The sequence below is a fragment of the Kribbella jejuensis genome (assembly GCF_006715085.1).
GTDB lineage: Bacteria > Actinomycetota > Actinomycetes > Propionibacteriales > Kribbellaceae > Kribbella > Kribbella jejuensis.
Genome location: NZ_VFMM01000001.1, coordinates 3,162,903 through 3,182,282 on the forward strand (window position 1 = coordinate 3,162,903; position 19,380 = coordinate 3,182,282).

24 protein-coding genes and 2 tRNA genes are annotated in these 19,380 nt (G+C 68.1%); 14 read left to right on the forward strand and 12 right to left on the reverse strand.

What is annotated here, in order from left to right:
- Nucleotides 1-66: 66 nt before the first annotated feature.
- From gyrA to FB475_RS15625, 5 genes are all read left to right on the forward strand, one after another.
- Entirely contained in the window at nucleotides 67-2,661 is a 2,595-nt protein-coding gene (gyrA, locus tag FB475_RS15610) for a DNA gyrase subunit A (protein WP_420359224.1), read from the forward strand.
- Nucleotides 2,661-3,545 carry a DUF3566 domain-containing protein gene (locus FB475_RS37585; RefSeq protein ID WP_238332166.1) on the forward strand — a complete coding sequence of 295 codons (885 nt, stop codon included), beginning with the start codon at nucleotides 2,661-2,663 and terminating at the stop codon, nucleotides 3,543-3,545. Before gyrA ends, FB475_RS37585 begins: the two co-directional genes overlap by 1 nt.
- Before the next feature lie 97 nt (nucleotides 3,546-3,642).
- A tRNA-Ile gene (locus FB475_RS15620) sits at nucleotides 3,643-3,716 on the forward strand.
- A gap of 33 nt (nucleotides 3,717-3,749) precedes the next feature.
- Complete coding sequence (locus tag FB475_RS37590) at nucleotides 3,750-3,881, forward strand: DLW-39 family protein (RefSeq protein ID WP_209696738.1); 132 nt, start codon at nucleotides 3,750-3,752, stop codon at nucleotides 3,879-3,881.
- A 10-nt stretch (nucleotides 3,882-3,891) separates the two neighbouring features.
- Nucleotides 3,892-3,967, forward strand: a tRNA-Ala gene (locus FB475_RS15625).
- Here the strand turns inward: FB475_RS15625 and FB475_RS15630 are convergent.
- Together FB475_RS15630 and FB475_RS15635 are read right to left on the reverse strand one after the other, a co-directional pair.
- Complete coding sequence (locus tag FB475_RS15630) at nucleotides 3,946-4,755, reverse strand: tyrosine-type recombinase/integrase (RefSeq protein WP_141856658.1); 810 nt, start codon at nucleotides 4,753-4,755, stop codon at nucleotides 3,946-3,948. The genes FB475_RS15625 and FB475_RS15630 overlap by 22 nt on opposite strands.
- 128 nt (nucleotides 4,756-4,883) lie before the next feature.
- On the reverse strand, nucleotides 4,884-5,195 hold the full coding sequence (locus FB475_RS15635) for an EthD family reductase (RefSeq protein ID WP_141856660.1): 312 nt from the start codon (nucleotides 5,193-5,195) through the stop codon (nucleotides 4,884-4,886).
- A 98-nt stretch (nucleotides 5,196-5,293) separates the two neighbouring features.
- On the opposite strand from FB475_RS15635, the gene FB475_RS15640 reads away from it, so the two are divergent.
- Nucleotides 5,294-5,647, forward strand: a complete 354-nt coding sequence (locus tag FB475_RS15640) for a winged helix-turn-helix transcriptional regulator (RefSeq protein WP_141856662.1) — start codon at nucleotides 5,294-5,296, stop codon at nucleotides 5,645-5,647.
- 135 nt (nucleotides 5,648-5,782) lie between these two features.
- Here the strand turns inward: FB475_RS15640 and FB475_RS15645 are convergent, their stop codons facing one another.
- A complete protein-coding gene (locus FB475_RS15645) occupies nucleotides 5,783-6,328 on the reverse strand; it encodes a DUF2231 domain-containing protein (RefSeq protein ID WP_141856664.1) in 546 nt (181 codons plus the stop codon).
- A gap of 71 nt (nucleotides 6,329-6,399) precedes the next feature.
- Between FB475_RS15645 and FB475_RS15650 the strand changes: the two genes are divergently transcribed.
- Nucleotides 6,400-6,735: a cupin domain-containing protein gene (locus tag FB475_RS15650; protein ID WP_141856666.1), complete on the forward strand. Its 336-nt coding sequence runs from the start codon at nucleotides 6,400-6,402 to the stop codon at nucleotides 6,733-6,735.
- Here FB475_RS15650 and FB475_RS15655 read toward each other — a convergent pair.
- Nucleotides 6,732-7,376, reverse strand: coding sequence for an alpha/beta hydrolase (locus FB475_RS15655; RefSeq protein WP_141856668.1), 645 nt, complete (start codon nucleotides 7,374-7,376; stop codon nucleotides 6,732-6,734). The two genes, FB475_RS15650 and FB475_RS15655, sit on opposite strands and share 4 nt — an antisense overlap.
- A gap of 33 nt (nucleotides 7,377-7,409) precedes the next feature.
- Between FB475_RS15655 and FB475_RS15660 the strand changes: the two genes are divergently transcribed.
- Nucleotides 7,410-7,757 carry a nucleoside triphosphate pyrophosphohydrolase family protein gene (locus tag FB475_RS15660; RefSeq protein WP_141856670.1) on the forward strand — a complete coding sequence of 116 codons (348 nt, stop codon included), beginning with the start codon at nucleotides 7,410-7,412 and terminating at the stop codon, nucleotides 7,755-7,757.
- A 77-nt stretch (nucleotides 7,758-7,834) separates the two neighbouring features.
- On the opposite strand, the gene FB475_RS15665 is transcribed toward FB475_RS15660, so the two are convergent.
- The 4 genes from FB475_RS15665 to FB475_RS15680 form a co-directional block, all read right to left on the reverse strand.
- The gene (locus tag FB475_RS15665; RefSeq protein ID WP_141856672.1) at nucleotides 7,835-8,371 is read right to left on the reverse strand and encodes a DinB family protein; all 537 of its coding nucleotides are present in this window, start codon (nucleotides 8,369-8,371) and stop codon (nucleotides 7,835-7,837) included.
- Between the two features lie 69 nt (nucleotides 8,372-8,440).
- Nucleotides 8,441-8,917, reverse strand: coding sequence for an NUDIX hydrolase (locus FB475_RS15670; RefSeq protein WP_141856674.1), 477 nt, complete (start codon nucleotides 8,915-8,917; stop codon nucleotides 8,441-8,443).
- 20 nt (nucleotides 8,918-8,937) lie between these two features.
- Nucleotides 8,938-9,654 (reverse strand): VOC family protein, encoded by a 717-nt coding sequence (locus FB475_RS15675; protein ID WP_141856676.1) that lies wholly within the window; start codon nucleotides 9,652-9,654, stop codon nucleotides 8,938-8,940.
- 11 nt (nucleotides 9,655-9,665) lie between these two features.
- The gene (locus FB475_RS15680; RefSeq protein WP_141856678.1) at nucleotides 9,666-10,061 is read right to left on the reverse strand and encodes a nuclear transport factor 2 family protein; all 396 of its coding nucleotides are present in this window, start codon (nucleotides 10,059-10,061) and stop codon (nucleotides 9,666-9,668) included.
- Nucleotides 10,062-10,151: 90 nt separating this feature from the next.
- Here FB475_RS15680 and FB475_RS15685 point away from each other — a divergent pair, with 90 nt between their 5' ends.
- The 5 genes from FB475_RS15685 (at nucleotide 10,152) to FB475_RS15705 (ending at nucleotide 15,404) form a co-directional block, all read left to right on the forward strand.
- Nucleotides 10,152-10,718 carry a TetR/AcrR family transcriptional regulator gene (locus tag FB475_RS15685; protein WP_202878339.1) on the forward strand — a complete coding sequence of 189 codons (567 nt, stop codon included), beginning with the start codon at nucleotides 10,152-10,154 and terminating at the stop codon, nucleotides 10,716-10,718.
- A gap of 28 nt (nucleotides 10,719-10,746) precedes the next feature.
- Nucleotides 10,747-11,520, forward strand: coding sequence for an LLM class flavin-dependent oxidoreductase (locus FB475_RS15690; protein ID WP_141856683.1), 774 nt, complete (start codon nucleotides 10,747-10,749; stop codon nucleotides 11,518-11,520).
- A 91-nt stretch (nucleotides 11,521-11,611) separates the two neighbouring features.
- Nucleotides 11,612-12,223 carry an FMN-binding negative transcriptional regulator gene (locus tag FB475_RS15695; RefSeq protein WP_141856685.1) on the forward strand — a complete coding sequence of 204 codons (612 nt, stop codon included), beginning with the start codon at nucleotides 11,612-11,614 and terminating at the stop codon, nucleotides 12,221-12,223.
- 40 nt (nucleotides 12,224-12,263) lie between these two features.
- A complete protein-coding gene (locus tag FB475_RS15700) occupies nucleotides 12,264-12,902 on the forward strand; it encodes an SDR family NAD(P)-dependent oxidoreductase (RefSeq protein WP_185759263.1) in 639 nt (212 codons plus the stop codon).
- A gap of 120 nt (nucleotides 12,903-13,022) precedes the next feature.
- Nucleotides 13,023-15,404, forward strand: a complete 2,382-nt coding sequence (locus FB475_RS15705; protein ID WP_141856687.1) for a DUF4097 family beta strand repeat-containing protein — start codon at nucleotides 13,023-13,025, stop codon at nucleotides 15,402-15,404.
- Here the strand turns inward: FB475_RS15705 and FB475_RS15710 are convergent.
- From FB475_RS15710 to FB475_RS15720, 3 genes are read right to left on the reverse strand one after another with little or no spacing between them, the layout of a single operon-like run.
- Complete coding sequence (locus FB475_RS15710) at nucleotides 15,401-16,021, reverse strand: response regulator (protein WP_141856688.1); 621 nt, start codon at nucleotides 16,019-16,021, stop codon at nucleotides 15,401-15,403. The genes FB475_RS15705 and FB475_RS15710 overlap by 4 nt on opposite strands.
- On the reverse strand, nucleotides 16,018-17,238 hold the full coding sequence (locus tag FB475_RS15715) for a sensor histidine kinase (protein WP_141856690.1): 1,221 nt from the start codon (nucleotides 17,236-17,238) through the stop codon (nucleotides 16,018-16,020). The genes FB475_RS15710 and FB475_RS15715 overlap by 4 nt, the downstream gene beginning before the upstream one ends.
- Nucleotide 17,239: 1 nt before the next feature.
- The gene (locus FB475_RS15720; RefSeq protein ID WP_141856691.1) at nucleotides 17,240-17,653 is read right to left on the reverse strand and encodes a hypothetical protein; all 414 of its coding nucleotides are present in this window, start codon (nucleotides 17,651-17,653) and stop codon (nucleotides 17,240-17,242) included.
- A gap of 346 nt (nucleotides 17,654-17,999) precedes the next feature.
- Between FB475_RS15720 and FB475_RS15725 the strand changes: the two genes are divergently transcribed.
- Nucleotides 18,000-18,656 (forward strand): VanZ family protein, encoded by a 657-nt coding sequence (locus FB475_RS15725; RefSeq protein WP_185759264.1) that lies wholly within the window; start codon nucleotides 18,000-18,002, stop codon nucleotides 18,654-18,656.
- A gap of 61 nt (nucleotides 18,657-18,717) precedes the next feature.
- On the opposite strand, the gene FB475_RS15730 is transcribed toward FB475_RS15725, so the two are convergent.
- Nucleotides 18,718-19,329, reverse strand: a complete 612-nt coding sequence (locus tag FB475_RS15730) for a pentapeptide repeat-containing protein (protein WP_141856695.1) — start codon at nucleotides 19,327-19,329, stop codon at nucleotides 18,718-18,720.
- Nucleotides 19,330-19,380 lie beyond the last annotated feature (51 nt).

The following is a 19,380-nucleotide window of genomic DNA, read 5'->3' on the forward strand; positions in this document are numbered from 1 at the left end:
TTCATGACCGAGACCCCCACCTCTCCGGGCCACGACCGGGTCGAGCCGCTCGACCTGCAGACCGAGATGCAGCAGTCGTACCTCGACTACGCGATGGCCGTCATCGTCGGCCGCGCGCTGCCCGAGGTCCGCGACGGCCTGAAGCCGGTGCACCGGCGGATCCTCTACGCGATGTACGACGGCGGCTACCGGCCGGACCGTGGTTTCAACAAGTGCTCCCGCGTCGTCGGTGACGTGATGGGTCAGTACCACCCGCACGGTGACTCCGCGATCTACGACACCCTGGTCCGGCTCGCGCAGCCGTGGGTGATGCGCGCGCCGCTGATCCAGGGCCAGGGCAACTTCGGTTCGCCCGGTAACGACCCGGCGGCCGCGATGCGGTACACGGAGTGCCGGATGGCGCCGCTGGCGATGGAGATGGTCCGCGACATCGACCAGGAGACCGTCGACTTCCGGCCGAACTACGACGGCAAGTCGCAGGAGCCGGTGATCCTGCCGGCCCGCTTCCCGAACCTGCTCGTCAACGGCTCGTCCGGGATCGCGGTCGGGATGGCGACGAACATCCCGCCGCACAACCTGCGTGAGGTCGCGGCCGCGGTCGACTGGGCGCTGGAGCACCCGGACGCGACCCGTGAGGAGCTGCTCGACGCCTGCCTGCAGTACATCAAGGGCCCCGACTTCCCGAACGGCGCGCTGATCGTCGGCTACAAGGGCATCGACGACGCGTACCGCACCGGTCGTGGTTCGGTCACGATGCGCGCGGTCGTCGACATCGAGGAGGACGCGAAGGGCCGCACCAGCCTCGTGGTCACCGAGCTGCCGTACATGGTGAACCCGGACAACCTGGCGCTGAAGATCGCCGAGCTGGTGAACACCGGCAAGGTCAGCGGCATCGCCGACATCCGCGACGACAGCTCGTCCCGGACCGGTCAGCGGCTCGTGATCGTGCTGAAGCGCGACGCCCAGCCCCGCGTCGTACTGAACAACCTCTACAAGCACACGCCGCTGCAGGACACCTTCGGCTGCAACATGCTGGCGCTGGTCGACGGCGTACCGCGCACGCTCAGCGTGGACCTGTTCATCAGCCACTGGATCGACCACCAGATCGAGGTCATCCAGCGGCGGACGCGCTACCGCCTCCGCGAGGCCGAGCGGAACGCTCACATCTTCCGTGGTTACGTGAAGGCGCTGGACGCCCTCGACGAGGTGATCGCGCTGATCCGGCGCAGCCCGGACGTGGACGAGGCGCGCACCGGCCTGATGCAGTTGCTGGACATCGACGAGATCCAGGCCAACGCGATCCTGGAGATGCAGCTGCGCCGGCTTGCCGCCCTGGAGCGGCAGAAGACCGTCGCCCGGTTGCAGGAGCTCGAGGCGATCATCGCCGACCTCGAGGACATCCTGGCCAGCCCGGTCCGGCAGCGCACGATCGTCAAGGACGAACTCGGCGAGATCGTCGAGAAGTACGGCGACGAGCGGCGTACCGAGATCATCGCCGCCGACGGCGACCTGTCGGTCCAGGACCTGGTCCCGGACGAGGACGTGGTCGTCACGATCACCCGCGGCGGGTACGCGAAGCGTACGAAGACCGACCTGTACCGGACGCAGAACCGCGGTGGCAAGGGTGTCCGCGGCGCGCAGTTGCGGGCCGAGGACGAGATCAGCCACTTCTTCGCCACCACGAACCACCACTGGATGCTGTTCTTCACCACCAAGGGCCGGGTGTACCGGGCCAAGGTGTGGCAGCTGCCCGAGTCCGCCCGGGACGCGAAGGGCTCGCACGTCGCCGGCCTGCTCTCGTTCCAGCCGGACGAGGAGATCGCTCAGGTTCTGACGCTGCGTGACTACGACCAGGCCGACTACCTGGTCCTCGCGACCAAGAAGGGCCTGGTCAAGAAGACGGCCCTGCGTGACTACGACTCTGCGCGGCAGAGCGGCATCATCGCGGTGAACTTCCGCGAGGACGACGACGAGCTGATCGGCGCCGACCTGGCCAGCGCCGAGGACGACCTGCTGCTGGTCTCCCGCAAGGGCCAGTCGATCCGGTTCACCGCGAACGACGAGCAGCTGCGGCCGATGGGCCGGGCCACGTCCGGTGTCACCGGGATGAAGTTCCGGTCCGGGGACGAGTTGCTCTCGATGTCGGTGATCCGGGCCGGATCCGAGGAGGACGCACAGTTCGTCTTCACCGTCACCGACGCCGGGTACGCCAAGCGCTCGCGCGTCTCGGAGTACCGCCAGCAGGGTCGTGGCGGACTCGGGATCAAGGCCGTCAAGCTGAACGACGAACGCGGCTCGCTGGTCGGCGCGATCATCGTGACCGACGACGACCAGGTGCTGGCGATCAAGGCGAGCGGTCAGGTCGTCCGCAGCCGGGTCGACAGCGTCCCGGTCAAGGGCCGGGACACGATGGGTGTCCGGTTCGCCGGGGTCGGCGAGTCCGACGCGGTCGTCGCGATCGCCCGGAACACCGATCTGACCGTCGCTCTCGATGAGTCAGAGGCCGCCGAGGTGGGTACTGTCGCTGGAGATGCCCAGAATGTGGACGGATCGACAACCGAATCCCCCTCTGAGAGCGTCCAGAATGGTGACGAGCGTTCGACGGAGGTTGACGGCGCGGCTACCGTCGAAAGCGACGAAGCCGGCCAGGAGGGTGACTGATGACCAACCGCGCGAGGCCGACATGGCCTGAAGGTGCGGCCGACGGCTCCAAGTCCCAGCGCACCGCGCCGGGCGGGTCACCGTCTGCTGCCCCGGCCACCCCGGCCTCCAACGGTCGTTCCAACGGCGTCTCCGGCGCCGGCGGCCAGCAGAGGACAGGCACGCCGAACGGCCAGCGGCCGTCGGGCGAGTACCGTCCGCAGCCGCGACCAGCCGCTCCGCAGCAGCCGGCCCCTCAGCAGTCGGCTCCGCAGCAGCCCGCTCCGAGTACGCCGGGCCGCCCGGAGCCCTGGGCGAACGGAGCATCCGCCGGCGCAGCGTCGTACGGCCAACAGCCGGAGGCGAAGACCGAATCGCTCGGTGACCGGATGAACGCGGCGCGGCAGGCGGTGCTGGACAAGGCCGCCGCGGTGAAGGCGGCGAAGCCGGACAAGACCGCGGAGCGGGCCGAGCGCGCCGAGGCCAAGCAGGCCCGGCTGGCCGAGAAGGACGCGAAGGTTTCGAGTCGGCCGCAGACGCGGAAGGCGCGACTGCGGATGTCCCGGATCGACCCGTGGTCGGTGATGAAGACGGCGTTCCTGCTCGCGATCGCCTTCGGCATCGTCACCTGGGTCGCGGTCTTCATCATCTGGTCCGCGATCGGTGCGGCCGGCGTGTTCGACAACATCAACTCGACCGTCCGCGAGGTCCTGGGTACGCCGACCGGCGAACCGTTCCGGGTGGAGAACTACATCAACACCGGCAAGGTGATGGGTTTCACGACCCTTCTCGCCTGCGCCGACGTGCTGATCATCACCGCGCTCGCGACCCTCGGATCGTTCCTCTACAACATCGCCGCCACGCTCCTCGGCGGCCTCGAAATCACGCTGGCGTCGGAGGACTGAGCAGTCCTGGCCGGGCCTTCCGCGGCCCGGCCGGAACCGGTTTGGGAGTACGGCACTTGGTGCGGTAATCTCTCCCGGGTTCGACACCGCAGTACGCGGGCCTATAGCTCAGACGGTTAGAGCGCTGCCCTGATAAGGCAGAGGTCACTGGTTCAAGTCCAGTTAGGCCCACTTTTCGTGTGAACCCTGATCCGAGGAGTCCCGGTGCTGAGAAAGTTCCTGCTGGTGCTGCTGGCCGGCGTCGGTGGATACTTCGTCTACAAGAAGACCCAGCAGTCCCGCGCCGAAAAGGACCTCTGGGCCGAGGTAGCCGACCCGGTAACCCCGGGCCACTGACCACCCTCACGGGGGCGTAGCTCAACTGGCAGAGCACTGCCTTTGCAAGGCAGGGGTTAGGGGTTCAAGTCCCCTCGTCTCCACCAAAGCGTTCATGCAGGTCAGAGCGCGATTCCCGGCTCACGCCATCGTCCTCCCTTGCCTCGTTCAGAGGCCGCGTGCCCTCCACGTGCCCTAACGCATCGTCGCCAGTCTTCGGGCGAGCCTCCCGCAGCCGGGCGTTCAGCCTGTCGGCGATGTGCCTGGAGCGGCCCTTCGAGACGTGCGGGTAGATCATCGCCGCGCGTGGGCTGGCGTGCCCCATCCGCTCCATCAGCTCCCGCAGGCTGGCACCGTCATCGGCGGCGAACTGATTCCCGGTGTGCCTGAGATCGTGGAAGTGCACCGGCTGAACCTTGGAGTCCGCGAGCGCCTTGATCCAGATCTTCCGGAAGTTCTGACGCCGGAGCTTGCCACCCTTCGGGCCGATGAACACGCGGCCGCCATCCCCCGGTTCGGCGTACTCGGCCAAGTGCTGCTTCAGCTCGTCGATCAGGTCATCGGGGACGGGCACAGCCCGGCGACCGGCAGCCGACTTCGGGTCTTTCAAGAACAGCTCGCCGTTGCTCAGTTGACCTTGGTTCTCCACGACTGTGACAAACCCTGTGGACACATCGACGTTGCGTCGGGCGAGTGCGGCGAGCTCGCCAAATCGCAGGCTCGTGAAGGTGGCCAGCAGCGCCATCATCCGCAGACGTGGCGGCATGGCGTCGACCACCCGGAGGACCTCGTCGATCGACAACACCGGACGCTCGGCGCTCTTGTCATCGCCAGCCCCAGGGATGCGGCACGGGTTGCGCTTGATCATGCCGTCGTCCAGGGGCGTGTTCAGCATGGCGCGGAGGACTCGGTACACCTTCGCGGCCCTCGCCCTGCCCGTGCCGTCGCGAGCATTCCCGCGTACCAGCGTCGTACGTCGGCCCCCTCGCACCTCCTTGATCGAGCGATTGGGGCCGGCGTTGCTCAGTAGGTGCCGTTCTGTACTGGGTAGTCGATGACGATTACGCCGCCGGTGGCGTAGTTGGGGACGTCGGCGGAGACTTGTTGGCCTTGTGGGGATGACCTTGCTGCGGTCATTGCCTCTGCGTCTGCGAACTCCGCCTCGAAGACCGCGAAGTACGGCGTTTGGCCTGGCGTCGATGTGACCTCGAAGCTGTAGCGCCATGCGAGTAGGCCTGGCATGCGTGCGACCAGTGGGAGGTGGGTGCTCACGTAGTAGTTGCGGAAGTGGTCGGGGTCTGCGGGCTCGGGATACAGGACCATCAGCTTGTGCACGACAGCTCCCATCAGTGGCGAACGCTTCGAAAATCGAATCGATGAGATGCACGATAGTGTGTCGGATATCGAAGCGGCAAGAGAGGACGGAACGACGGATGGCAGCACCCAGACCCGGACGGGCGGTCCGAGGGTCGAGCACCGGCCGGCCGTTGATGGCCGCCCTCGACCTGTTCGGCCGCAGATGGAACCTGCGGATCGTCTGGGAGCTGCAACACGGGCCGGTCGGATTCCGCGCGCTACAGGAGCGCTGCGACAACATGTCCTCGAGCGTCCTGCGCCAACGCCTGACGGAACTGGTCGACGCCGCCCTCGTAGAACAGCATCCCGACACCACCTACGCCCTCACCGACCTGGGCCACGCCGCCCACCGAGCCCTACGCCCCCTAGCCCGCTGGTCCGCCGACTGGGCCGCAACCCTCTCCCCCACGGATTCCGACAACCCCAGCTAGCCCTTGCAGCCGGCCGGTTGCCGGGGTCGAGTTGCGCTACGTGGCAGCCGGACGCCCTTGGTGTCCGCACATCACGTTCTACGGCAAGGATGTTCAGGTCGAGGTCGTCTTGGGCGAATCCTTGCCCGCGTGGCGTTAGAGCTTCTCGTCTCCGGCCGGTCGGCGGGCGGTGCCGTGGTGGAGGGCTAGGTGGGCGCCTAGGAAGCCGGCGGCCGCGGCGGTGGTGTTGGCTGCGGCGGCTAGTTTGGTGGCCTTTTGGTGGTTGCCGCGGAGGCGGGTGAGGACGGAGGCGGCGAAGAGGAAGATCGCTGCGTCCATGCCTACTGCGTGGACTGCGCCGATTCTGCGTTGCTCGCCGGACAGTTCGGACCAGTCGGCGGCGCCGGCCACGGCCGTGGGTACGGAGGCCAGTAGGCCGACTGTGGCGAGCAGGGTCGCACCGCGGCGCGAGTCGGGGCCGCCGGCTACGTCCAGGACAGTGGTGGCCAGCCAGCAGCCGGTGGTGATGTCGGTGAGGGGCGGGTGCACGGAGTGGCCCAGTACGTCGGTGTGCAGCGGGCTTCGGCGTACTTGTTCGATCAACGGGCCGTACGCCAACTCCTGGGCGCGGGCGAGCCGCTCCGACCAGGCGCTGTGGCCGACGGCGCGGAGCGCGCGTTGCGGCAAGGATTTTGCTGCCACGTTCTGAAGGTACGCCCGATTCCGCAGCTTGGGTGCACAATCCACCTAAGGATCAACGGGAGGACACGGGGATGAGCGACGGGCACGAGTCCAAAGGGGTTTCGGTGGAGTTGCTGGCCTCGGTTGATCTGGGGGCCGAACTTCCGGGGATGGAAGGGCGCCGGCTGCGGATGCGGATGGTGACGATCGAGCCGGGTGGGGTGTTCGGGCCGCTGCACGACCATGTGGGGCGGCCCGGGACGGTGTACGTGTTGGAGGGGACGATCACGGATCACCGGGATGGGACGAGCACGGAGTACGGGCCGGGGCTCGGGTGGGCGGAGGACAAGAACACGTTGCACTGGCTGGAGAACCGCGGCACGGTTCCGGCGGTGGAAATCTCTGTGGATATCGTCCAGGCCGATTAGCTGAACGCCCAGCTCACCTGCAGCGGGAACTCGGCCCGCCAGAACGGGTCGCCGTGGTTGCCGGGGCGTTCCGTGATGACGACGTCCGCGTCCGCGGCTTTCAGGGCGTCGGCCCAGCGGGCGGCGTTCTCCATGAACCACGGCTCCTCGGTGCCGGCGACGAGGTACGCGCGGGGCAGTCGCTCCGGCAGCGTCGAGGGCGGCTGGTACCCACCGCCAGGTGACGCGGCGAGGACCGAGCCGTAGACGTCGGGGTGCCGCATACCCAGCGCGAGGGCGAGCTCCGCGCTGGCCGAGACGCCGCAGACCGCAGTCCGTTCAGGCGGCAACGCGACGCCGAATCGCGTCCGTACCCAGTCGCGTATCTCGTCGACGAAGAACGTCTCGTGAGCCGCGAACTGCGCCGGCTCGAAGGACGGCGAGTACTCGCGGATCCGTACCATCTCGTCCGCCGCGTCGGTCCGGTACACGCCTACAACCATGGTCGGTGGTACGTCGGCCTGCTCGAGGTCCGCGCCCCACGTCGAGATCAGTTGCCCGTCGCCGGCGTACACGACGGCCTCCGGGGTCGAGGACGGTACGTAGACGGCGACCTGCCGGCCACTGTCGTACGTGAATGTCTCCGTGACGAGGTTTCCCATTGAGCTCTCCGTGGGCGGTGGCAAACTTGCGGCGTGACCGATCAGAGCGCGTTCGACTTCGCCGGCTACCAGGAGGCCGCGGCGCGGACCGCGGGGCTGGTGGCAACCGATCACCCGATTGTGTACCCGACGCTGGGTCTCGTGAACGAGGCGGGCGAGGTGGCCGGCAAGGTGAAGAAGATCTTCCGCGACCGGCAGGGCGTGATCACCGACGCCGACCGCGAGGCGCTGACGCTCGAGTTGGGCGACGTGCTCTGGTACCTGTCCGAACTGTCGACCCGCCTCGGCATCCGCCTCGAGGACGTCGCCGAACGCAACCTCGCCAAAATCGCCGACCGAGCCTCCCGAGGAGTCCTCAACGGCGACGGCGACCACCGCTAACCCTCAAACCAGCCCGCCGCGAAGTCTGACAAGCCGTCTAACTTACAAATAGCTTCCTGCAGGTCCGTCTTGAACGTCTACTCCCCGGTCTGGCCGTCGAGGGATTGTCGGAGGAGGTCGGTGTGGCCGGTGTGGCGGGCGTATTCTTCGATGACGTGTTCGAGGATGAAGCGGATGTCGGTGTTGCCGTACTCGGGGTTCGGTTCGATTCGGTCGAGGTCCTTGGTGCCGAGCTCGAACAGGTCTCGCGAAGTCTGACAGGCTGTCAAATAATCCGTGTAGACGTCGTACGCCGGGGTCGGGTCTGATTCGTCGTACCACTCACCCCCGTCGGCGGTCTCGTACATCCGGTACGACGCGAACCGCGCCGGCGTACCGGTCAGCCGTAGGTGTAACCAGTACCGCTCGACGCCTTGCAGGTGGCGCATCAGCCCGAGCAGCGAGAGCGCCGACGACGGGATCGGCCGCTGCCGCAGCTGCTCGTCCGTGAGGCCCGAGCACTTCCACAGGAACGTCGCGCGGTGGTAGTCGAGGTTCGAGGCGATCACCTCGAGCCACGATCCGGTCAGCACGCGCTCCGGGCGTACGACGTGCTCGATCACGATGTCGTTCATGGCGGAGCCCTTCTCGTCGGAGTGTTCACTCCTACCGATGCGCGAGCCGCCCGCGGATCGACACGCCCCTCAATGTTCGATCAGACCGCCGACGATCACCGGATCGACGTGCCCGGTGAGCGGCCGCCGTTGAGCGAGCGCGATCCCGATGTCGACGAGCGCCGCGCGGCGAAGCGTCGGTACGTCCTCGAGCGGAGTCCACACCGACTCGGCCGTCTCGCCGTTCGGCTCCGGCCGTGTCGTGCCGGCGGTGATGCGTACGGCGTAGAACACGCCGAGGTTCTGATGGTCGCCCCGCCCCTGACGGCGCCGTACGGCAGCCGGCACCACCCGCGAGTCCACGCCGAGCAGTTCCTCGACGACCGACTCGTACCCGGTCTCCTCCGCGACCTCCCGAGTCACCGCGTCGTACGGATCCTCGTTCTGCTCAACGCCCCCGCCCGGCAGCGTCCACCAGCTCCCGTCCCCGTGTGGCGACACATACCGCGCCAGCAGCACCCGACCACCGTCGAGACACACCGCATAAGCACCCACCCGCTGACTCACCCCCGGACCCTAACCTGCCCTCAGATGCAGAACGGGTGCCCGGCCGGGTCGGCGTACACGTGGTGATCCGGACCGTCGGTCTGCAACGCCTCAGCACCGACGCTGACGGCATGCGCCCGGGCCTCCTCGACGTCGTCGGTGAACAGATCGAGATGAACCTGCTGCGGGTACGCCGGATCCGGCCACCGCGGCGCCGGCGCGTCGGAGCGCTGGAACGCCAACTGCGGCGTACCGGCAAGAACGACCCGATCCGGAGTATCGAGCTCGCGCTCCGGCAGCTCCAGCAGGGCGCTGTAGAACGTAGCCAACTCCCGCGGCTCCGGACAGTCGATGACGATCCGAACGATTCGCGCCCGATCCGTCGCCTCCTGATAGAAGCAGAACGGATGCCCGATCGGATCGGCGTACACGTGCCAATCCCGCCGATCATCCAATAGCTCAGCCCCGAGCTCAGCGGCGCGCTCCCCGGCCGCCGCCAGCTCCGGTACGGCGACATCGACGTGCAGCTGCTGCGGATAGGCGGGATCCGGCCAACGCGGCGGCTGGTAGTCGATCGGCCCGTCCCCGAAGCCCAACATCAGCCGCCCGTCCCCCGCGACCAGGAACCAGTCCTCCCGAACGATCCGCATCCCCAGCAACGCCGCGTAGAACTCAGCCACCGGTCGGGCCCCACGCTGATAGCTCTCCGGTGAATTCCCCGGACAGGCGAACACGACGTTCTGGATCTCGAGGGCCACGATTCAACCTCCTAGGTCAGGCCTGGAATTTTTCCTGCTGCTACGTAGTCGCGGAAGTGTTTGATCTGGCCGTTCCGGATTCGGAAGACCTGGATGCAAGGGGCTTCGAAGGGCTGGTTTGTGGTGGTGTGGCGGCCTTTGGTGACGAGTTCCAGGACCACTACCTCGGGGTCGGCGGTCTGGTGGAGCTGGACGGTTTGCAGGTCGAGGATCTCGATCGGACGGTCGCTGGTCTTCAGTGAGAAGTCCCGGATGGCTTCGCGACCCTCCAAGCGGGCGGGTAGGCCGTCGACTGCGAACGGGAGTTCGATGACACCGTCTTCGGCGAACAGCTCGGCGAAGGATTCGTAGTCGCGGGCGATCAGGTACTGGCGGCGGAGGTCGAGGACTTCGGCGGGAGTGCGCATGAGGACAACCCTTTCGTTCAACGCTTGTAGAATGATTCAACGAGCGTAGAACGAAACGGCCCTCGGGTCAACGGGCGTAGAATGAACGGGGTGAACGAGCCCACGCCCCGGTCGTCGCGGGCACAGCAGCGGATCGAGACGCAGGACCGGATCCTGGCCGCCGCGCGGCAACTGTTCGCCGACACCGGGTACGACCGGACCACGATCCGCGCCATCGCGGCCGCGGCGCAGGTGGATGCCGGGTTGGTGATGCACTACTTCGGCAGCAAGGAGAAGCTGTTCGCGTTGTCGACGCGGACGGACACTCCGTTGGTGAGCGGCGAGACGCCCGAGGAGGTCGCCGAGCAGTTGCTCGGGATCCTGCGGCAGTCGTTGATCGAGGAGCCGATCGGGTCGCTGGCCGCGCTCCGGTCGATGCTCACCCACCCCGACGCGGCCGCCGAGGTCGGCAACGCCCACGCCGAACGCGTCAAGGTCAGCAAGGCGATCCCCGGCGTCGACGGCAATCTGCGCGCCGCCGTGCTCAGCGCGATCCTGATCGGCGTGGTGCTCGGCCGTCACCTGGTCAAGTTCGAGGAGTTGGCCGACGCCGAACCGGACGAGATCGTCGAACTGCTCCGCCCGGTGGTCTTCTCGCTGACCAAGGCCGCGGAATAGCTCCGCAAGTACGGGAGTTGCCGCGAGTATGAGCCTTGAATTCGGAGTGATCCTCCCGACGTCGACCCCGGACCCGGAGCGACCGATCCTCGGCGACGTACGCGACAGTGCCCGGTACGCCGAGGACGCCGGATTGGACTCGGTCTGGTCGACGGATCACCTGGTCGCGAGTGCTCCACTGCTCGAGAGTTCCGTCGTCCTGGCGACAGCGGCGGCGGTGACCGAGCGGATCACCGTCGGGTACAACGTGATGCTGCTGGCGCTGCGACCGGTCGCGTGGGCGGCGAAGCAGATCAGCTCACTGCAGTACGTCTCGAACAACCGCGTCGTACTCGGCGTCGGCACCGGCAATCCCGCGCACGGTGATGCCGGATGGCGGGCGGCCGGGGTGGAGTACGCCGACCGCGGCCGGCTGACCGACGAGGCGCTCGCCGTACTGCCCGGGCTGATCGCGGGCGACGATCCCGACGTGAAGATCGCGCCGAGCGCGAAGGTGCCGCCGATCTTCGTGGCCGGCGGCGGACCGCGGGCGCACCGGCGGGCCGCGAAGTACGCCGACGGCTGGGCGACGATCGCGCTGCCGCCCGACGAGGTCCGCGCGAACCTGGACCGCATCAACGAACTTGCCGACGGCAAGCAGTTGCGGGCGACGGTGGTGGCGCCGCAGCTCACCGGCGATCCGCTCGAACAGCTCGCCGCGTACGAAGCCGCCGGGACCGAACGCATCATCCTTCCGCCGACTGGTGACTGGCGGCACGACTACGACGAAGCGGCCGAGCTCCGGGCTCGTTACCACGCCTGAAGTGGGCTGGTGAAAGCCCGCGCGATTGGACCTGCCGGGGCCGGGGCCGGCCCCGAATACTGGGGACTTACGGCGACCTGAGGATGTGGATATGTACGTGCCGGCGCACTTCGCGGGTGATGAGCAGGCGGTTCAGGAACTGCTGGCGAAACACGGTGCCGCGGATCTGGTGACGATGACGGCGGACGGTCTGCTGGCGACGATGCTGCCGTTCGTCCACGACCGCGAGCGGAACGTGCTGCTCGGGCACCTGGCGCGGAACAACGAGCAATGGCAGCAGCCCATCGTCGGCGACGCGTTGGTGATCATGCGCGGGCCGGACGCGTACGTCTCCCCCGCCTGGTACGCGTCCAAGCAGGAGCACGGCCGCGTCGTACCGACCTGGAACTACATCACCGCGCATGTGTACGGGACGATGACCGTGTACGACGATCCCGCCTGGGTGGAGAACGTCGTACGGCGGTTGTCCGAGCTGCACGAATCCGGGCGGCCGGAGCCGTGGTCGGTTGATGACGCGCCGGCGAAGTACGTCAGCGGTCAGCTCCGGGCGATCGTCGGGGTGGAGATCGCGATCAAGCGGATCGAGGCGAAGTTCAAGCTCAGCCAGAACCGGCCGGAAGCTGACATCGACGGTGTGATCGGTGGGCTTCAGGGTGACGGCGAGGAGCAGTTGGCTGACGCTGTGGCCGAGCACCGGCCCTGATTTGACCTTGACCTTCGGGGCAAGGTTTAGGCTCGTCGACATGTCTGGACTTGTGCTGGTCGGAGTGGGGCCCGGGATCGGGTTGGCGGTCGCGCGGCGGTTCGTGCGGGAGGGGATGAGCGCAGGGCTGGTTGCGCGTTCGGAAGGCACCGTGCAGGCGGCGGCGGACGCGCTCGGGAGTAGCGACGTACTGCCGGTGACGGCCGACGTGACGGATGAGGTCGGCCTGCGTTCGGCGCTCGATCGGGTGGTCGGGGCGCACGGCGTACCGGACGTGGTGGTCTACAACGCCGCACTCATCCAGGCGGATCGGATCGGCGACCTGACGGCGCAGCAGCATCTCGATGCCTGGGCGGTGAACGTGGTCGGAGCGATCACCACCGCAGCGCGCCTCGCACCGGCGATGGCTGAGCGGGGTAGCGGATCGTTCCTGATCACCGGGGGCATGCCGGTGCCGAAGCCGGACTACGCGAGCCTGTCGATCGGCAAGGCGGGGGTTCGGACGCTGGTGACGTTGCTGGACCAGCAGTACGGCGCGGCCGGCGTACATGCGGCAAGCGTGACCGTGAGCGGGGGCGTGGCGCCGGGGAGTGGGTGGGATCCGGAGGACATCGCTGAGCACTACTGGCGGCTGCACCGGCAGGAGCCGGCGGAATGGGTGCATGAACTCGTCATCTGAGACTGTGACGACAACACGCGGCACCGAGATCAAAACGTTGTTTTAACGGAGCTGGGGGTGGTTCCGGTGCCCGGTACGCTGCGTGGCCGGAGACCAATTCAAGCCGGGGTCAGGTGACGGGTGGCTGACGAAGTAGAAGATGTCATCGAGCAGGCCCGCCAGAAACTGGTGGAGATCGTGCGCATGATGATGCGGTTCATGGACCGCCAGTCGCGCGACGACAGCCGGTTCTTCCGCGGCCTGGTGGACCGGCAGGCGCCTGGGCTGACGCGGCTGATCGACCAGGGCCGCAGTACGCCGGAGGCCTCGCGCACGCTCGGTGAGTTCCTCAGGCCCGGCTGGGAAGGCAATCTGACCGAGGCTTTCGGGCAGATCCGCGGGGACCATCCGGTGTTCCAGGATCCGGCGGTACGGCAGGCGACCAACGAGTACCTCGCCCTGCGGCCGCAGTTGGCACAGCGCGCGGAACAGATGGTCACCGAACTCCAGCAGCTCGGCGCTCCCGAAGCCGCGGCCAATCTCCAGCGCCAGACCCAACAAGCGACCACCCGACTCCCGGCCGCCGCCCCACCCGCCCAACAGCTCCCCCCACGCCCCGCCCAGGCGCCAACTCCACCCCGCCCGGTCCAGGCGCCGACCGCGCCCCGCCCGGTCCAGGCGCCGAGCGCAACAGGTCCCGCCCAGGCGCTGGGGCCGCAAACCCAGGCGCCACAGGCACGGGCCGGACAGATGCCCCCGACCGGCCCCGGCGCCCAACCAACACCACCCGCAACCCGCGCCCCCGGGCCCAGTGGACCCGCCACAGCGCCACAGTCCCCCACACCCGGCGCAGGCCAGACCCCCGGCCCCGCCCCGACCCCACCACGAACGCAAGCACCCGGCGTCGGCCAGGTGCCTGCGAGCGGTTCGCCCGCATCGCGAGCCCAAGCGCCCGGCGTCGGCCAGGCGCCTGCTGCCGGCCCGGCGCCGTCCGTGACCCGTACGACCGGTGTGGGCGGACGCGCCGCATCACCACAGCAGCCGATCCCCGGAACCGGCCAACCCGCCGGTGTCCCGACTCCACCACGAACGCAAGCACCCGGCGTCGGCCAGGTGTCCGCGGGCGGTGCGCCCGCGTCGGGAGCCCAAGCGCCGGGCGTCAATCAGGCGCCTGGGGTGGGGGATGCGCAGCCTGGCGCGGGGCAGGTTGGGACCACTCGGACGATTGCGGCTGGGGTGGGTGGGCCGGTGAAGTTGGATGCGGGGTTGCTGGGGGCTGCCGGCCGGGTGGTGGTGCGGGCTGATCCGAACTGCACCGAGGCGAGGATCACGATTCGTACTGCGGATCAGACCGGGCCGGCGGCGGACGCCGTACGGGGGGCGACGCTGGAGTCGTCGCCCGACGGGCGGATGACCGCCTCGGCCCAGCAGACGCAGCCGGGTGTCGCGTTCGTCCAGAACGGACCGCAGCCGGGTGCCGGCAACATCGTCGGTGACGGGTACGTGACCCACAACGGCAACGTCGTGAGCAGCTACTACACGAACTCGCCGAACGGATTCTCGGTGGTCAGCCAGTCCGGCAACGGTGCCGTCATCACCGGCAGCGTCAACAACGTCAGCTTCGACAACGGTCGCATCCAGATCGGCAGCATCAGCGGCGGCGCGTTCTCGATCGGGCCGCAGACCTCGCCGATCGAGATCGAGGCGATCGTCCCGGAGGGCAGCTCGGTCGAGTGCTCGACCGACAGCGCGAACATCGAGACCCATGGCCGCGTGGACGTGGTCGAGGCCAACACCGCCAGCGGCAACGTGAGCGTCGACCAGGCGAACGCCGTCACGGCCGACACTGCCAGCGGCCAAGTCCGCGTCCAGAACGCGAACCAGGTGCAGGCCAACACCGCCAGCGGCGCCGTGAGCGTCGGGAACGCCACCGAGGTCCGCGCTAACACTGCCAGCGGCGCCGTGAGCGTCGGGGACGCCACCGAGGTTCGTGCCAACTCGGCCAGCGGCGCCGTGAGCGTACGCAACGCCGAGACGGTCCGGGCCACCACAGCCAGCGGGGCCGTGCGGGTCGACAGCTCGAAGGACGTCAGCGCACGGACGGCCAGTGGTGCCATCACGGTCGGAAATGCCGACAAGGCCGTCGTCAGGTCGCATTCCGGCAGCGTGAACATCGGGACGACCAAGGATGCGACGGCGCGCTCGCAGGACGGCGATGTCACCATCCGCGACGTCCGTGGTTCGGCGCGGGCCAACTCGGGGACCGGTGCCGTCTCCGTGCATGCGACCGAGGGCGGAACTGTGAAGGCGAGTTCGACCCTGCGCCCGGTCACCGTGACTGCTACCGACAAGGCGGTCGGTGATGGGCTGACGGTCAATGCGGAGGGGCCGGCCGGGCAGGTGCGCACGCCGGAGGGCGCTAACACCGGGACCGCGGCGGCGGCCGGGTCGACTGGTGCTCGGGACTTCAACGACACCAGCCGGGCGGACCGCGCGCGCGACACCGGAGCCGGAAGAGGTTAGAGCAGGCCGCGTTTGTAGCCTGCGGCGACTGCGGCGGCGCGGTCGGAGACGTCGAGTTTGGAGTAGATGTTCAGCAGGTGCGTCTTCACCGTAGCCTCGCTGATGAACAGGTGCCGGGCCGTCTCGCGGTTCGTGTTGCCGGCGGCAACCAGTTTCAGGACCTCGAGTTCGCGCGGGCTGAGCAGCTCCGCGGCCCGCGGTGCGCGGACGTGGTTCATCAGCGTGTTCGCCACCGACGGTGCGAGAACCGAGTGACCGTCGGCCGCGGAACGTACCGCGCGGAGAAGTTCGTCGCGCGGTGCGTCCTTGAGCAGATACCCGGTTGCGCCCGCCTCGATCGCGGGTACGACGTACCCGTCGGTGTCGTACGTCGTGAGCACGAGCACCCGCGCCCGCACGCCGCGTTCGGCCAGTTCGACAATCGCGGCGAGCCCGTTCATGCCGGGCATCTGCAGGTCCATCAGGATCACGTCCGGCCGGAGTGCCTCGGCCAGCTGGATCGCCTCCGCGCCGTCGGCGGCCTCACCGACCACCTCGAACTCGGGCTCGGCCGCGAACATCCCGCTCAGCCCGTCCCGGACGATCGGATGGTCGTCGGCGATCAGCAACCGGATCATGCGCCCGCTCCCGTCAACGGTACGGTCGCGGAGATCGCCGTACCGAACCCCGGCTCGGACTCGATCTCCAGCGTCCCGTTCAGCGCCTCGACCCGCTGGCGCATCGCGACCAGCCCGTATCCACCGGCCTCCGACGACGGCCTGGGCGCAGCAGGATCGAACCCGATGCCGTCGTCCCGGACGTCGAGAGCGACCTCCTTCTCCATGTACGACAGCGTCACACCCACGCGTGTCGCCTGTGCATATTTCGCCACGTTCGCCAACGCCTCCTGAGTCGCGCGGAGCAGGGTCGACTCGGTCTCGGGTGTCAGCACCCGCGGCGAGCCGGTAGTGGTCAGTTGTCCGTCGACACCGTGCAGCGCCGACCAGCGCCGTACGACGTCCGCGATCGCGTCGCCCAGCGTCGCCGACTGCAGCGGCTGCGGGCGCAGCGCGTGCACCGAACGCCGCGCCTCGGTGAGGCTCTCGCGGGCGAGGCCGATCGCGTTCGTCACGTACCGCCGCCAGTCGTCGGCGGTTTCCGCGGCCTGCAGCTGCGCAACGATACCGGTCAGCCCCTGGGCGAGCGTGTCGTGGATCTCGCGCGCCATCCGCTGTCGTTCGTCGATGACGCCGGCCTCGCGCGCCTGCGTCACCAGTTGCTCGTGCAGCACCGCGTTCTCCGCGAGTGTGTCTTCGAGCCGGCGGTTCGTCTCGGTCAGCGCGTCGACCGCCTCCTGCCGCTGCCCGCTCAGTACGTCGCTGCGCCGGCCGAGCCACGACGCGAGGCACATCCCGACCACGTTCACCGCGATCACCGCCGCGGTGACGAGCACGCCGAGGACGTCGGTCTTCGGGATCGCGTACGACTGCGCGTAGCCGGCGAGGACCGCGACCGACCCGACACCGATCAGTTCGATCGGCCACGGCAGCAGGATGAAGGTGTAGAAGTACCCGGCCGGGGTCAGGAACCCGAACCACGGATCCCGGAGTACCAGCACCGCGAGCAGTAGCACGAACCCGGCGATGAAGACGCCGATCCAGCGATGGTCGGTGCGCTTGGCCGGTCGGAGCGTGAACATGCCGAGCGTCCACAGCCCGATCAGCGCGCACAGCACCAGGTCGACCGCGAGTGACCCGAGCCGGTCGCGCTTGATCAGGACGGTGACGGCGGCGAGCCCTGCGAGGAGCAGATAAGGCACCACCGTGAGCCGCAGCGGCCAGATCTGTTCACTCATGTCACTTAGTGAACACCGAGCGGAGGTGCTTGCCGTTGACCATGAGTGTCACGCCGAGCAGCAGTAGGCCGCAGACGGCCTGCTCGCCCTTCAGCCAGAGCGGGAACGTGCCGGGCAGCGCGATGATCGTGACGATCGCGACCAGCATCACGGCCGAGACGATACGGAGCCGGAGGAATCCCCGGTGCGATCCCTTGGCCGCGCTGCGGGCGAAGAGCAGGGTGAGCAGCGAGCTGGCGACCACGATCGTGCCGCGGACCCAGACCGCGCTGTTGACGATGTTCGTGTGGTGCCGCAGGACGATGATGGCGATCAGGGTCAGCACGCTGATCGCGACGTAGCCGGTCACCAGCAGCTGCACGCTCCGCAACGCGGAGGCGCTGCGCGGGTGTCCGACGTTGGCGGGAGTGGTCATCTCGATGGTCCTTTCGGGGTGTCTTCCGGTACTTCGACTCTCCCGTTCCGGCCCCCTGCGCCACATCGCCTGAGCGGTTCCACCTCCCTCCACCGATCGGTTGATCGCCGCCTCCGCCGGAGCGGCCGGCGCGGGATTCCAAGCCGCTCCCTGGCACAGGATCGTTGCCTTAAGCACCTTTCTTGCGTGTCAGTTTGTGCACGGACTGTCACGGAGCGTTTACGGCTCGATGCAGATGTCCGGACAAGCCTGGTGCTGTCCGAACGGACGGCAGAAGGTCGGTGGCAGGAACGGAAATCACGAGGAGACAGTTCGAGGCAACCGGTCGACCACAGAAGGCGGACGCGTGCTCGAGACTTATCGCGGTATCCCACATCTCCTGGACACCTGGCTCGTGCTGACCGGCATGTTGCTGCCGATCGCCATCTCGTCGTTCCGCCGCCCCGGAGACCTGGTCCCCCGGCTGGCGGCGTTCTGCCTGCCGGCCGCGTTCGCGCTGGTGATCGCCGCGACCCTGACTCCGACGCCGCTGCGCTACGGTCCGGTCGGGCTGTGCGGCGCCCGGATGGAAGGGTTCGGCGGCCTGAGTTCGGTCCAGGCGCCGCTCAACGTGCTGCTGTTCATCCCGTTCACCGGCATGCTGACGCTGGCCGGCGGTCGCCGGATGGAGGCGATCGCGGCGGGGATCGGGTTGTCGGCGGCGATCGAGGCGACCCAGTCGCTGATCCCGACGCTGGGGCGTACTTGCCAGCTGCACGACGTGCTGACGAACTCGCTCGGCTCGGTCTGCGGCGTCGGCCTGGCGGCTGCTGTACAGACGGTCGCCCACGGCCTGTTGACGGTCACCCGCGGACGCCGGCTGGTCAGCACGCCGTACGTCGTCGAGCACGCCGGGCTGCTCGTCGTACCGCCAAGATCCCGGGCCAGGCACCGGCTGGTGGCACCGACGCGTCGTAACGAAGCTGCGAGATATCACAGAACGAATACACAGTTATCCGGATAGTTATCCACAGGCTGTGGATGGAACCGTGGATGACCGCGTGACTACCTGGGGATATCCACAGTCACGGCCGTACGTCCAGACCGAGCGCGGTGGCGACGACCATGGCCTGGGTGAGGTCGATCCGGGCGCCCTTGAGCGTGACGGTCAGCGGATCGAGCGTGGACAGGTCCGATCCGCGCAGGTCGGCGCCGGTGAAGTCGGCCTTCTGCAGCTGTGCACCGGACAGATCGAGGTCCCGGAGCACCGCCTTCGGCGCCCGTACGCCGGTCAGGTCCGCCTCGCGGAGCTTCACGCCGGTGAACTCCGCGCCCTTCAGGTCCGCGCCGGGGAACCCGGTGAACGACCAGTCGCCGCCGGACACCTTCATCAGGCTGTACGTGCAGTCGTCGAAGAAGCTGCCGACGAACTTGCACCGGTTGAACGTGGTGTCGAACAGCGAGCACCGCACGAACGTGCAGTTCACGAACGCGGCGTCGGTATGCGTCGACGCGTTGAACCGGACCCCGCGGAACGTGCATTCCTCGAACACCCCACCGCGGTTGTCCACCTCGGTCAGGTCCGAGTCGATGAACAGCACCCGCCGGTACGTCTCCCCCGACGGATCGGCGTCGTCCCAGTCCCGGATCGTCGACTCGGTCGGCACCGCCGGACGCCCGTCCACTCGATCAGCCATGTGCCAACCCTGCCACGCAGCACACAGAGTTGTGATGCTAAGGCAGGACAA

What these genes read in the sequence shown, in the direction of transcription:
- FB475_RS15720 (WP_141856691.1), bottom strand. Translation starts at nt 17,653, where the DNA reads ATGACCACTCCCGCCAACGTCGGACACCCGCGCAGCGCCTCCGCGTTG.
- FB475_RS15730 (WP_141856695.1), bottom strand. Translation starts at nt 19,329, where the DNA reads ATGGCTGATCGAGTGGACGGGCGTCCGGCGGTGCCGACCGAGTCGACG.
- FB475_RS15715 (WP_141856690.1), bottom strand. Translation starts at nt 17,238, where the DNA reads ATGAGTGAACAGATCTGGCCGCTGCGGCTCACGGTGGTGCCTTATCTG.
- FB475_RS15700 (WP_185759263.1), top strand. Translation starts at nt 12,264, where the DNA reads ATGTCTGGACTTGTGCTGGTCGGAGTGGGGCCCGGGATCGGGTTGGCG.
- FB475_RS15630 (WP_141856658.1), bottom strand. Translation starts at nt 4,755, where the DNA reads ATGCTGAACACGCCCCTGGACGACGGCATGATCAAGCGCAACCCGTGC.
- FB475_RS37585 (WP_238332166.1), top strand. Translation starts at nt 2,661, where the DNA reads ATGACCAACCGCGCGAGGCCGACATGGCCTGAAGGTGCGGCCGACGGC.
- FB475_RS15690 (WP_141856683.1), top strand. Translation starts at nt 10,747, where the DNA reads ATGAGCCTTGAATTCGGAGTGATCCTCCCGACGTCGACCCCGGACCCG.
- FB475_RS15650 (WP_141856666.1), top strand. Translation starts at nt 6,400, where the DNA reads ATGAGCGACGGGCACGAGTCCAAAGGGGTTTCGGTGGAGTTGCTGGCC.
- FB475_RS15695 (WP_141856685.1), top strand. Translation starts at nt 11,612, where the DNA reads ATGTACGTGCCGGCGCACTTCGCGGGTGATGAGCAGGCGGTTCAGGAA.
- FB475_RS15710 (WP_141856688.1), bottom strand. Translation starts at nt 16,021, where the DNA reads ATGATCCGGTTGCTGATCGCCGACGACCATCCGATCGTCCGGGACGGG.
- FB475_RS15665 (WP_141856672.1), bottom strand. Translation starts at nt 8,371, where the DNA reads ATGAACGACATCGTGATCGAGCACGTCGTACGCCCGGAGCGCGTGCTG.
- FB475_RS15680 (WP_141856678.1), bottom strand. Translation starts at nt 10,061, where the DNA reads ATGCGCACTCCCGCCGAAGTCCTCGACCTCCGCCGCCAGTACCTGATC.
- FB475_RS15640 (WP_141856662.1), top strand. Translation starts at nt 5,294, where the DNA reads ATGGCAGCACCCAGACCCGGACGGGCGGTCCGAGGGTCGAGCACCGGC.
- FB475_RS15655 (WP_141856668.1), bottom strand. Translation starts at nt 7,376, where the DNA reads ATGGGAAACCTCGTCACGGAGACATTCACGTACGACAGTGGCCGGCAG.
- gyrA (WP_420359224.1), top strand. Translation starts at nt 67, where the DNA reads ATGCAGCAGTCGTACCTCGACTACGCGATGGCCGTCATCGTCGGCCGC.